Raw genomic sequence first — 11,974 nt, 5'->3', positions numbered from 1 at the left:
AGATAATAATGATTAAAAAGTTTATTTTTGTTGTTTTTATATTTTTTTCTATTTGGGGAATAAAAAGCCAATCAGAAAAAAGATGGGATGCTCTTAAGCACCAAAATCATATTTTATCGGTATTCAATAAAGAAGCTGCTCAATCCATAGATTCTATAGACAATAACACTAAAATTTCTTCCTATATCATAATTAATTTTAAAGAAAATATGAAAATATCTCTAATTAAGGATACCTTGGCAAAAGCTGGATTTATTTTTCAAAATGATAGGTATTGTAAGGGAGCAGAAGAGATAGATCTCTTTATAACTACTAAAATAAACCTCGTTTATCGTTATCCATCTAGAGATTGTGAAAACTATAAAAAATGACCGTACTTTATCTAACAAAGTGCGGTCATTTTCTTTTCTAAATTAGCGAATTATTTTTTTCTTGCTAACATTGTCGCAAATTTTAATTTAATGCGATTGCCGTTTTCATCGGTTTTATGTAATTCGCCCATATTTTCGTTGTATTCTAAGAATTCCCAATCTTTATAGTATTCTTTTAATTCACCTTCAGAGAACGTAAATGAGAATGCTAATGGACAAGGCACCTCAGGTGTAGACATCGCTGCTACAATTAAGTTGTAACCACCTTGGTTGGTGTGTTCTTGCATATTCTTAATAATAGCTGGAATTCGCTCACGATTTAAGAACATAAATACCACGGTTGATACAATAAAGTCGTAGTTTTCTTGAATATTGGCGGTGTTAATATCATAAACAGCAGTTTTGATATTTAAGTTTTCTTTATCTTTAGTTTCGTTTAAGAAGGCAATGCTGTTTTCATTGTGATCCCAAGAAGTCACATCATAACCTTTTAAACTTAAATAAAGGGAGTTACGACCTTGTCCGCAGCCTAAATCTAACACTTTACAAGGTTTAATAATTTTAGCAGCATCAACCACATCACCATGCGTTGCAGTCATATTATATTTTTTGCTGAAGTAATCTTCTTTTTTGCAATAGAAGCCAAGCGTACATTCTAAGTCATCAGAAAGTGCTTCAACTCGATGCCAGGCTTGTGGCTCGACAAACGGAATGTTACTTTCTGGCGTGAAAATATGCTCAGCAATAACATCACCATCTTCAGTTAGCTCATAAAACTTAAGCTTACCTTTCAACACCGTAAGTTTGCCCCAAGTGCCCACTTTTGTATTGTGTTTTTCTTGGAACATTTTAGGTAGTTTATCTTTTGTCCAAACCGGCATTTGTTTATAGCAGATAAGTTCGTTCGTCATAATGAATTCCTTTTAATTTACATGATAAATAGCTGATTGATATGGTAGGGTATTTGAGTCTATTTGGCAATAAAAAAGGCGACCGAAGTCGCCTAAATGTTAAATTATTTTACTTGCATACCGGCAGTCACACCGCTATCAGCTGAAAGTAAGAATAAATCACTTCCGCCAGTACCAGCAGAAAGAATCATTCCTTCTGACACACCGAATTTCATTTTGCGAGGAGCCAGGTTTGCTACCACAATAACAAAACGACCTTCTAATTCTTCAGGTTTGTTGTAAGCCGCTTTAATGCCAGAGAATACTTGGCGAGTATGGTCACCTAAATCTAATTCAAAACGTAAGAGTTTGTTTGATTCAGGTACAGCTTCGCATTTCAGTACTTTTGCTACACGCATATCAATTTTAGCAAAATCATCAATGGTAATAGTATCAGCAATAGGTTCAACATTTGAAAGTGCGGTCGCTTTTGCCGATGTTTTTTCTGTCGCTTTGTTTGCTTCAGCGAAAAGTGCTTTAGTTTCTTCTACAACAGCATCGATTTGTTTTTTCTCTAAACGAGAGAAAAGGGCTTTAAATGGAGTAAGTTGATGACCTAATAAAGGCTGTGCAATATTATTCCAAGTTAGTTCTGTTTGTAAGAACGCTTCTGCACGTTCAGCTAGCTTTGGAAGAACCGGTTTTAAGTAAGACATTAATACACGGAAAAGCTCGATACCCATTGAGCAAACTGCTTGTAATTCACTATCTTTACCTTCTTCTTTTGCAATGACCCAAGGGGCTTTTTCATCAATATATTTATTGGCTTTATCAGTTAATGCCATGATTTCACGAATGGCTTTGTTGTATTCACGGCTTTCATAGTAAGCAGCAATTTGTTCAGCTTGTGCAGTGAATTCATTGAAAAGCGCTTCATCTTCTAATTTATCTGCTAATTTGCCTTCAAAACGTTTTGTGATAAAGCCCGCATTGCGAGAAGCTAAATTGACTAATTTATTCACGATATCTGTATTGACTCGTTGAACGAAATCCTCCAAATTGAAATCAAGATCTTCGATGCGATCGTTTAATTTCGCTGCGTAGTAGTAACGCAAACATTCTGGGTCAATGTGATTTAAATAGGTGCTGGCTTGGATAAATGTACCGCGTGATTTTGACATTTTTGCGCCATCTACGGTGACATAACCGTGAGCAAACACATTGGTTGGTTTGCGGAATTCGCTACCTTCTAACATAGCCGGCCAGAATAGACTGTGGAAATATACGATATCTTTACCGATAAAGTGATAAAGTTCTGCATCGCTGTTTTCTCCCCAGAATTCATTAAAATCAATGCCTTCACGATCGCAGAGATTTTTGAATGAAGCCATGTAGCCGATTGGGGCATCTAGCCAAACATAGAAGAATTTATCTTTTGCACCTGGAATTTCAAAACCAAAATAAGGGGCATCACGAGAGATATCCCATTGTTGCAAACCACTTTCAAACCATTCTTGCATTTTGTTTGCAATTTCCGGTTGAAGTGAGCCAGAGCGAGTCCATTCTTTTAACATCCCTTCAAAAGCAGGTAAGTCAAAGAAGAAGTGTTCAGATTCTTTAATGATTGGTGTTGCACCTGATACAGCAGAACGTGGATTAATTAAATCCATCGGGCTATAAGTGGATGCACAAACTTCGCAGTTATCACCATATTGATCTTCAGCTTTACATTTTGGACAAGTCCCTTTGACGAAACGATCCGGTAAGAACATGTTCTTTTCAGGATCGAATAACTGAGAAATCACTTTCGTTTTAATGAAGCCTTTAGCTTTTAATTTATTGTAAATATCAGCGGTGATTTGTTTATTTTCTTCACTGTGAGTAGAGTGATAGTTATCAAAACTGATATTAAAGCCCGCAAAATCACGTACGTGATCAGCTTTTGCTTTTGCGATTAATTCTTCTGGTGTAATGCCTAATTTATCAGCATTAAGCATGATTGGTGTGCCGTGCGCGTCATCAGCACAGACAAAATGAATTTTATTGCCACGCATACGTTGGAAACGCACCCAAATATCCGCTTGAATGTGTTCTAACATATGGCCTAAATGAATGGCGCCATTTGCATAAGGTAATGCACAAGTGACTAAAATTTTACGAGGTTGAGTTGTCATTATTTTTCTCTTATTCTTTTTGCAAAAATTGCGAGTATGTTACCTGATTAGTGTGATTTTTTCTAGTTTAGTTATACTTTTAGCTTAACATTTGAGGTGTAAAAGGGGTAGAATATCCCTGACAAATTTACTCTACTACCTACTACTATTAAAGGAATATTATGGCAACTGCTTTTTCTGAAAATTTAACGGCAGAACAACAATCTCAGGTTCTGCAACTTTTCCAACAATTTCAACACCCAACCTTACAAAAAGACTTAATCGAATTAAAGACATTGAAGAAAGTTGAAAAAGGCGGTGACGTATTACGTATTGAATTACAATTGCCTTTTGCATGGAACACTGGCGTGGAGCAAGTGAAACAGCAACTTTCTGATGCGTTATTAAAAGCAACAGATAGCAAAGAAATCAAATGGGTGGTGAATTATCAAATCGCAACCTTAAAACGTGCAAATAATCAACCTGCTGTTAAAGGTGTGAAGAACATCATTGCGGTGACTTCAGGTAAAGGTGGGGTAGGAAAATCATCCGTTTCGGTGAATCTTGCGCTAGCTTTACAAGCTCAAGGTGCTCGCGTAGGGATCTTAGATGCGGATATTTACGGTCCATCTATTCCGCATATGTTAGGTGCACCGCATCAACGCCCAACTTCACCAGATAATCAACATATCACCCCAATTAAAGCATATGGTTTATCTGCAAACTCAATCGGTTTCTTAATGGATGAAGATAATGCAACCATTTGGCGTGGTCCAATGGCAAGTAGTGCATTAAGTCAGCTTTTAAATGAAACCTTATGGGATAGCTTAGATTACTTAGTGATCGATATGCCACCGGGTACAGGTGATATCCAATTGACCCTTTCACAACAGATCCCTGTAACGGGTGCGGTAGTGGTTACAACACCACAAGATATTGCGTTATTAGATGCGGTGAAAGGCGTATCGATGTTTGAACGTGTATCTGTACCAGTATTGGGAATTGTGGAAAATATGTCTATGCATATTTGTAGCAATTGCGGACACCATGAAGCGATCTTCGGTACCGGTGGTGCAGAAAAAATGGCACAAAAATACAATGTGAAAGTATTAGGCCAGTTACCGTTGAATATCCAAGTTCGTCAAGATTTGGATGCGGGTAAGCCAACTGTGGTTGCAGCACCAGATAGTGAAATTGCGAAATCTTTCTTAGATTTAGCGGAGAAAGTATCAACTGAGCTTTACTGGCAAGGTTCTGTGATTCCGGGCGAGATTTTATTCCGCGAAGTGAAATAATCACAAAAACACTATAAAAATTAACCGCACTTTAGGTTATCCAAAGTGCGGTTATTTTTTTAGCGAAATTTAGTTATTTTAAATGATCCGCATCATTTATTTTCTCAACACGAAAACCGTTCTCATCGTCATAATGTACAACACTGATTGAGGTGTTAATGAGCGATACTGATTTATCTTCATCGCGGTGATTTTGCCAGGCTGCACCGTTTAATAAGGCAAGCAATAAACGCAAGGTATGGCCATGCGACACAATGAGAATATTACCTTGATTGTGAATCTTGATAATATCGTGCAATGCTTTCATGGCACGTTTGCCTAATTGCTCAAAGGTTTCTCCGCCATTTACTTGAGCTTTGTAATTAGCAGGATCTTTAATGAGTTGCTGGAATTCGGGATGTTCTCTTAAAGTATCAACAAGTTGCCCTTCCCAGGTACCAAAATATTGTTCGTTTAAACCTTGGTGATGGAAAAGGGGAATATCACGTTCGCCGATAATGTGAGAGGCGGTTGCGATGGTACGTTTTAATACGCTAGAGTAGGCCGCGACAAAAGGAATATTATTAAGTGCCACACCTGTTTTTTTCGCGCCATTAATGCCTTCTTCAGTTAAAGGGGAGTCGCCATGACCTTGCATTAAACCTTCTGTATTCCAAACAGTTTTACCGTGGCGAATGAAATAAAAAGTTAGTTGTTTTTTCATTTTTCATGTCCATAAAAAAGATTAAGGAAGTCGAAACTTCCTTAATCATGATTTTAACGGGAGTAATAACCTGCCATTGAACTATATACGGCATTTTCTGCCTGAATGATGTTGTATTTCGCATTCAAGATAGAAAGTTGAGAGCTTTTCTCTGTGTTTGCCGCAGCAAGCCATTCACGTAATTCAGATACACCAGCATTGTAACGATCACGATAGTATTTGGTGATACGTTGGTTATAGCTGTGTGTTTTTTGTAAGTTAGCAAAGGCACTTTGCGCTTGTGTATAGGCGAAGTAGTTGGTATCTACATCATTCAAAGCTTTAGTAATACTTTGCTCGTAGTTTAAACGTGCGGTTTCATAATCGGCTTCAGAGATTTTCACGTTCCATTTCACCGTATTCCAGTTGAGGAATGGTAGGCTAATGCCGATTAAGCCTGTACCCACAGGATTGTCCAATGCGTTACCGACTTTAGTACCACTTGATGTCAAGCTGCCACCTAAAGTGACTTCTGGGAACCAGCCTTTTTCAGTTGCTTTTGCATTTTTGAATGCACTGCTTAAGCGATATTGATAGCCTTTCACATCAGGACGATTCGCAATCACAGAAACAGGCACATTTAAATTCACACCCACATTTTTCACATTAAGAATGTGTGGGAAGTTGATATTTAATGCTTCTTCCGGTTTTAAGTTTAGTAAGTTACGTAAAGTTTGTTCCGCTGTTTTGCGTTGTGTTTGATAGTTGATCAAGTTGTTACGAGCGGTTAATACAGCTTGTTGTGATTGATCCACACTAGCACTGTCAGCGACACCTTGTGATAAACGACGTTGCATAATGCTGCTAATGTCGTTGTAGTATTTAATGGTTTCCTCTGTTGTACTGATAGCGTCATTTAAATAAGCAATTTGATAATACGTTGTCACAACAGAGTTGATGAGTGAAAGTTTCGTTGCTTCTAAATCTTCAGCCGTTGCTTTGTGTGACCATTCTGCGGCATCTGCAGTATCCGCTAAGCGTTGCCATAAATCTAACGTATAACTCACATTTAATGCACCTTGATGGCTTACTGCTGAGCTGCCACCGGTTTTCACGTTTTTACTTGCAGAAGATTGGGTTGAACCGCTAAATGCAGGAATTAAATTCGCACCTGCAAGGTTTGCATTATATAAAGCACGGTTTACGGCGACAGACGCTTTGGCTAAATCTTTGTTGTTAACTAATGCTTGTTCTACCACACGATTTAATTGTGAATCATTGTAAAGTGCCCACCAGTTTTCTTTTACATTAAATTGTTTGGTGATTTCCGCATAATTTTGGTAATCCTGCTGGCTCGCTTTATAAGAATCACCGATATTGGCACAACCTGCTAGAGCAGTTGCCATCGCGATTGCTAAGGTTAATTTTTTCATTTTTAACATGGATTTTTTCCTTTCTTTTAAATTAAAGTGCGGTTAAAAATTAGTAAGAATTTTAACCGCTCTTTTGTGTTTTACAAAATTTCTTTATTCTCGAGCAAGAGCTGTAATTGGATCTAATTGCGCTGCACGTTTTGCCGGCATATAGCCGAAGATCACACCAATAAGGGTAGAGAAGACCACTGCCGCAACAATTGAGCCGGTAGAGAATGCCATCGTAAAGTCAGTCATAAATACGTTAAATAACAGACCGATTAGGCCCGAAAGCAGAATCCCCGTCACGCCGCCAATTAAACAAATCAGCACGGCTTCAATTAAAAATTGTTGCAGAATATTAAATTGTCTCGCGCCAATAGCCATGCGTACACCAATTTCTTTAGTTCGCTCTGTCACGGAAACCAACATGATATTCATCACCCCAATCCCACCAACGATTAATGAAATAAAGGCGATAGAGGAAATGAGCAATTTCATTGTGCCAGTGGTACTTTCAATGGTTTGTTTAATGGTATCGCTATTCATGATGAAGAAATCTTTTTTACCATGACGCATAGTGAGCAATTCAGTAATTCCTTTTTCAGAGACAGTCGTATTGACAGAATCATCCACTTTTACCGTAATCGACCCAATTTTTTTGCTGCCCGAAATACGATTCATCACGGTAGTGTAAGGGGCATAGAGATTAAGTGAACTGCTTGCCCCGCCCATTTGTTTATCAGATACCACGCCAATAATACGTAATGGACGTTTGTTAAACATTACGATTTTACCGATAGGATTTTCATCCGGGAAAATCGACTTTTTCGCACTTTCATCGATTAAGGCTACTTGGTTGTTATCAGCAACATCTTGAGCCGAAAATAAATTACCGGATTTTAGTTTTAATCCATCGACATCAAAATATTGTTCACCTACACCTTTTAAACTGGTCGAGGAGAACGTCTGGTTACCATAAATTAATGTGCCACTTGATGAGCTATTCGGCGTGACACTTTGTACATAGCTTTGTTGATTTAAAGCAGTGGCATCATTAATTGTAAGGTTCTGCATCTGTTCAGCACGACGATCGCCAAAACCAGTACCATTAAAGATAGTCATAGTACTTGTACCGATGCCTTTAATATTTGCTAAGATTTTCTGTTGTGAACCATTTCCCAATGCCACGACGGAAACCACGGAGGTAATCCCGATAATAATCCCGAGCATGGTTAAAAGAGAACGCATTTTGTGGGCGATAATCGCACTCACCGACATACGAAAGGCTTCTACAAATTGATCTTTGCTAAATCCAAAGTGCGATTTAGATTTGGTTGGATTTTTGACCGCACTTTTTACTGCTTCTTTTTGTGTATCGCCAATGATTTCACCGTCTTTAATTTCAATCACGCGATTCGCGCTGGCGGCAATTTCACGATCGTGGGTTACCATAATAATGGTGTGGCCTTCTGCGTGTAATTGACGCAGAATTTCCATCACCTTTTGACCGCTTTGTGAATCCAATGCGCCAGTGGGTTCATCGGCTAAGATAATTTCACCGCCATTCATCAACGCACGGGCAATACTCACACGTTGTTGCTGACCACCAGAAAGCTGGCTGGGTTTATTTTGCCATTTATCACCTAAGCCTAATTTTTCTAAAAGTTGCTTCGCACGAGAAAGACGTTTTTCTTGTGATATTCCCGCATAAATTGCAGGCAAAGCGACGTTCTCAGCGGCAGTTAAACTTGATAATAAGTTATAGCGTTGGAAAATAAAGCCGAATTTTTGGCTACGTAAATCTGAAAGCTGATCTCTGCTTAATTCAATAGTTTCTTTGCCATTGATTTTGTAAGAACCACTGGTTGCCGTATCCAAACATCCGATGATATTCATCAAGGTCGATTTACCCGAACCAGATTGCCCAATAATCGCCACAAAATCGCCTTTTTCAATATTTAAAGAAACATTCTTTAAAATATGAACACGATTTTCGCCTTCACCGAAGTAACGGTTAAGATCCTTAATTTCAATAATATTCATTAATTTTCTACCGCACTTTTAGAACATTCTTGGACCACGAGGCATAGAGCCTACTTTTTCACCATTGGCCACTTGTGACACGATAACTTTTTCACCTTCGTTTAAACCAGATTTGATTTCAGTTTGGAAATCATTTTGTACACCGGTTTCAACTTCACGCTGTTCAGGTTGATTTTTGTCATTCAATACATTCACAAAGCTTTTGCCATCAAGTTTTTGAATGGCCATATTAGAAACCAATAACACATCTTTGGCATTGGCAATTTTGATGTTGTTTTCTGTCGTCATTCCGATGCGTAAAGTACGATTAGGGTTATCAATTAATACGTTAGCGTAATAGTAAATCGCACTGGTTGTGGAGCTACTACTGCTTGAACTTGTCGAAGATGACGTTGAAGAGCTATCGCTTGTCGTGGTATTGGCTGGATCAACAGAATCAATGACGGAGTGATATACAGTTTGACTATCTGATAAAATAGTAAAGCTGACTTCTTGACCCGCTTTAACTTTGGTAATATCGCCTTCTGAAATTTCAGGCTTAATTTTCATTTTGCTTAAATCGGCAATGGTTACAATTGTTGGAGTCGTTTGGTTGGCATTAACGGTTTGACCTTCAGAAACCGGCACGGAAATAACGGTACCGTCCATTGGTGCGGTGATTTTGGTGTAGCCCACATTGGTTTCTGCGGTATTCACTTCAATTTCAGCTTGTTTGATATTGGCTTCAATGGCTTCCATTTCGGCTTTCGCATTATCAAGTGTGCTTTTTGCACTATTCAAACTATCCAAAGACGTCGCTTTTTGTGTATAAAGTTTTGATAAGCGGTTATAACTTGAAAGAGCAACATCATAAGCGGTTTTCTTCGCTTTTAATTGAGCTTGATAGCTGACTAATGCGGCCTTTTTGGTATTTAAGGTATTAATTTGGGTTGTAGAATCAATATCCGCGATCATTTCGCCTTTTTTGATTTCTTGCCCTAATTTGACATAGAGTTTGGTGATTTTACCCGAAACTTGGGCACCAACATCAACTTCATTCACGCTTTCAACTGAACCAGAAGCGACAACGGTTTTTTCCACATTGCCACGTGTAACGGATTCCGTCAGATAAGTCGTTTCTTGTTTGCTATTGCTTGAGAAAAAATAATAAGCTGCGCCAGCAGCAACGGCTAATCCAAGTAAAATAAAAAAGCGTTTTTTCATAAAGACTTTGTTATCCTAAATAAAAATGAACGTTTGTTCAGTAAAGGGGTATTCTAAAGGTAAACTTTTCAGTTTGCACGAAAAATCTTCAAGTTAGACCTAAAAATCCTCAAAAATTCAGTATTAATTTAATGAAAGTGCGGTTAGTTTTGGGATCAAATTCACAACGCCAGACTTTTCGTATAGAATGGGGAAATTATTTTCAATTTATTGAGAAATTTATGAGCAATACAGAACACACTCTAGAAAATGCGGAAAATACCCGCACACACAATTTCATTACTCAAATTATTGATGAAGATTTAGCTTCGGGTAAACACAAAAGTGTTCATACTCGTTTCCCGCCTGAGCCAAACGGCTATTTGCATATTGGCCACGCCAAATCGATTTGCTTAAACTTTGGCTTAGCAAAAGAATATAACGGTTTATGTAACCTACGTTTTGACGATACCAATCCGGTGAAAGAAGACGTGGAATATGTGGATTCCATTAAAGCCGATGTGGAATGGTTAGGCTTTAAATGGGAAGGCGAGCCGCGTTATGCGTCTGATTACTTCGATGCACTTTATGGTTATGCGATTGAGTTAATCGAAAAAGGTTTAGCGTATGTGGATGAACTTTCTCCAGATGAAATGCGTGAATATCGCGGTACATTAACTGAGCCAGGTAAAAACAGCCCATATCGTGATCGTAGTGTCGAAGAAAACTTAGCGTTATTCGAAAAAATGAAGAACGGTGAGTTTGCGGAAGGTACATTAAGTCTTCGTGCGAAAATCGACATGGCATCGCCATTTATGGTCATGCGCGATCCTGTGCTTTATCGTATTAAATTTGCGAGCCATCACCAAACTGGTGATAAATGGTGCATTTACCCAATGTACGATTTTACTCACTGTATCTCTGATGCGATTGAGCGTATTACACACTCTCTATGTACATTAGAATTCCAAGACAACCGTCGTTTATATGACTGGGTGTTGGACAATATTAGTATTGAACGTCCATTACCGCATCAATATGAATTCTCTCGTTTAAATTTAGAAGGCACGTTAACGTCTAAACGTAAGTTATTGAAATTAGTAAACGACGGTATTGTGGATGGTTGGAATGACCCGCGTATGCCAACGATTTCAGGTTTACGTCGTCGTGGTTATACCCCGGCTTCATTACGTGAATTCTGTCGTCGTATCGGTGTGACTAAACAAGATAACGTCGTAGAGTATTCTGCACTTGAAGCGTGTATTCGTGAAGATTTAAATGAAAACGCACCACGCGCAATGGCGGTGATTGATCCTGTTCGTGTTGTGATTGAAAACTTTGAAGGCGAAGAAACCTTAACGGCGCCAAATCACCCAAATCGTCCAGAATTAGGTGAGCGTCAATTACCGTTTACGAAAGAGCTTTACATTGATCGTGCAGACTTCCGTGAAGAAGCGAATAAACAATATAAACGCTTAGTATTAGGTAAAGAAGTGCGTTTGCGCAACGCCTACGTGATCAAAGCTGAACGTGTCGAAAAAGATGCGAATGGTGAAATTACCACAATTTTCTGTACTTACGATCCTGAAACTTTAGGTAAAAATCCGGCTGATGGCCGTAAAGTGAAAGGGGTAATCCACTGGGTATCTGCAGTACATAATCACCCAGCAGAGTTCCGTTTATACGAGCGTCTTTTCACCGTACCAAACCCTGGTGCAGCAGAAGAAATCGAAAGCGTATTAAATCCAACCTCTTTAGTGGTGAAACACGGTTTTGTAGAACAAAGCCTTGCAAATGCAGAACCTGAAAAAGGTTATCAATTTGAACGCGAAGGTTATTTCTGTGCGGATAATAAAGACAGCCGTCCAGAGCACTTAGTGTTTAACTTAACCGTAAGCTTAAAAGAAGGCTTCTAATTCTAAACAACAAAGTGCGGTCAAAAA

General features: G+C 38.6%; 9 protein-coding genes. 3 read left to right on the top strand and 6 right to left on the bottom strand.

Features of this window, described 5'->3' with window-relative positions; translation table 11 throughout:
- Positions 1-8 precede the first annotated feature (8 nt).
- A complete protein-coding gene (locus HMPREF3279_RS02150) occupies positions 9-371 on the top strand; it encodes a hypothetical protein (RefSeq protein WP_070867929.1) in 363 nt (120 codons plus the stop codon).
- Between the two features lie 50 nt (positions 372-421).
- Here the strand turns inward: HMPREF3279_RS02150 and tehB are convergent, their stop codons facing one another.
- Positions 422-1,282: an SAM-dependent methyltransferase TehB gene (gene tehB, locus HMPREF3279_RS02145; RefSeq protein WP_070867928.1), complete on the bottom strand. Its 861-nt coding sequence runs from the start codon at positions 1,280-1,282 to the stop codon at positions 422-424.
- A 104-nt stretch (positions 1,283-1,386) separates the two neighbouring features.
- The gene (gene metG, locus HMPREF3279_RS02140; protein ID WP_070867927.1) at positions 1,387-3,435 is read right to left on the bottom strand and encodes a methionine--tRNA ligase; all 2,049 of its coding nucleotides are present in this window, start codon (positions 3,433-3,435) and stop codon (positions 1,387-1,389) included.
- 161 nt (positions 3,436-3,596) lie between these two features.
- On the opposite strand from metG, the gene apbC reads away from it, so the two are divergent.
- Positions 3,597-4,709: an iron-sulfur cluster carrier protein ApbC gene (apbC, locus tag HMPREF3279_RS02135; RefSeq protein WP_070867926.1), complete on the top strand. Its 1,113-nt coding sequence runs from the start codon at positions 3,597-3,599 to the stop codon at positions 4,707-4,709.
- Positions 4,710-4,782: 73 nt separating this feature from the next.
- Here the strand turns inward: apbC and HMPREF3279_RS02130 are convergent, their stop codons facing one another.
- The 4 genes from HMPREF3279_RS02130 to HMPREF3279_RS02115 all read right to left on the bottom strand — a co-directional run bounded on the left by HMPREF3279_RS02130 (position 4,783) and on the right by HMPREF3279_RS02115 (position 10,052).
- Positions 4,783-5,412: a histidine phosphatase family protein gene (locus HMPREF3279_RS02130; protein ID WP_070867925.1), complete on the bottom strand. Its 630-nt coding sequence runs from the start codon at positions 5,410-5,412 to the stop codon at positions 4,783-4,785.
- A 53-nt stretch (positions 5,413-5,465) separates the two neighbouring features.
- Entirely contained in the window at positions 5,466-6,833 is a 1,368-nt protein-coding gene (locus HMPREF3279_RS02125) for a toxin/drug exporter TdeA (RefSeq protein WP_070867924.1), read from the bottom strand.
- Positions 6,834-6,917: 84 nt separating this feature from the next.
- Positions 6,918-8,849, bottom strand: a complete 1,932-nt coding sequence (locus tag HMPREF3279_RS02120) for a MacB family efflux pump subunit (protein ID WP_070867923.1) — start codon at positions 8,847-8,849, stop codon at positions 6,918-6,920.
- 18 nt (positions 8,850-8,867) lie between these two features.
- Positions 8,868-10,052 carry an efflux RND transporter periplasmic adaptor subunit gene (locus tag HMPREF3279_RS02115; RefSeq protein ID WP_070867922.1) on the bottom strand — a complete coding sequence of 395 codons (1,185 nt, stop codon included), beginning with the start codon at positions 10,050-10,052 and terminating at the stop codon, positions 8,868-8,870.
- A gap of 221 nt (positions 10,053-10,273) precedes the next feature.
- Between HMPREF3279_RS02115 and glnS the strand changes: the two genes are divergently transcribed.
- Positions 10,274-11,947, top strand: a complete 1,674-nt coding sequence (gene glnS, locus HMPREF3279_RS02110; protein ID WP_070867921.1) for a glutamine--tRNA ligase — start codon at positions 10,274-10,276, stop codon at positions 11,945-11,947.
- Positions 11,948-11,974: the final 27 nt, after the last annotated feature.

Origin of the sequence: Haemophilus sp. HMSC71H05, assembly GCF_001838635.1 — a bacterium.
GTDB lineage: Bacteria > Pseudomonadota > Gammaproteobacteria > Enterobacterales > Pasteurellaceae > Haemophilus_D > Haemophilus_D parainfluenzae_R.
Note: the sequence above shows the minus strand (reverse complement) of the source record. Positions and strands in the feature narration are given on the sequence as shown.

Coding starts and splice junctions, on each gene's coding strand:
- HMPREF3279_RS02150 (WP_070867929.1), top strand. CDS start 9: ATGATTAAAAAGTTTATTTTTGTTGTTTTTATATTTTTTTCTATTTGG.
- tehB (WP_070867928.1), bottom strand. CDS start 1,282: ATGACGAACGAACTTATCTGCTATAAACAAATGCCGGTTTGGACAAAA.
- metG (WP_070867927.1), bottom strand. CDS start 3,435: ATGACAACTCAACCTCGTAAAATTTTAGTCACTTGTGCATTACCTTAT.
- apbC (WP_070867926.1), top strand. CDS start 3,597: ATGGCAACTGCTTTTTCTGAAAATTTAACGGCAGAACAACAATCTCAG.
- HMPREF3279_RS02130 (WP_070867925.1), bottom strand. CDS start 5,412: ATGAAAAAACAACTAACTTTTTATTTCATTCGCCACGGTAAAACTGTT.
- HMPREF3279_RS02125 (WP_070867924.1), bottom strand. CDS start 6,833: ATGTTAAAAATGAAAAAATTAACCTTAGCAATCGCGATGGCAACTGCT.
- HMPREF3279_RS02120 (WP_070867923.1), bottom strand. CDS start 8,849: ATGAATATTATTGAAATTAAGGATCTTAACCGTTACTTCGGTGAAGGC.
- HMPREF3279_RS02115 (WP_070867922.1), bottom strand. CDS start 10,052: ATGAAAAAACGCTTTTTTATTTTACTTGGATTAGCCGTTGCTGCTGGC.
- glnS (WP_070867921.1), top strand. CDS start 10,274: ATGAGCAATACAGAACACACTCTAGAAAATGCGGAAAATACCCGCACA.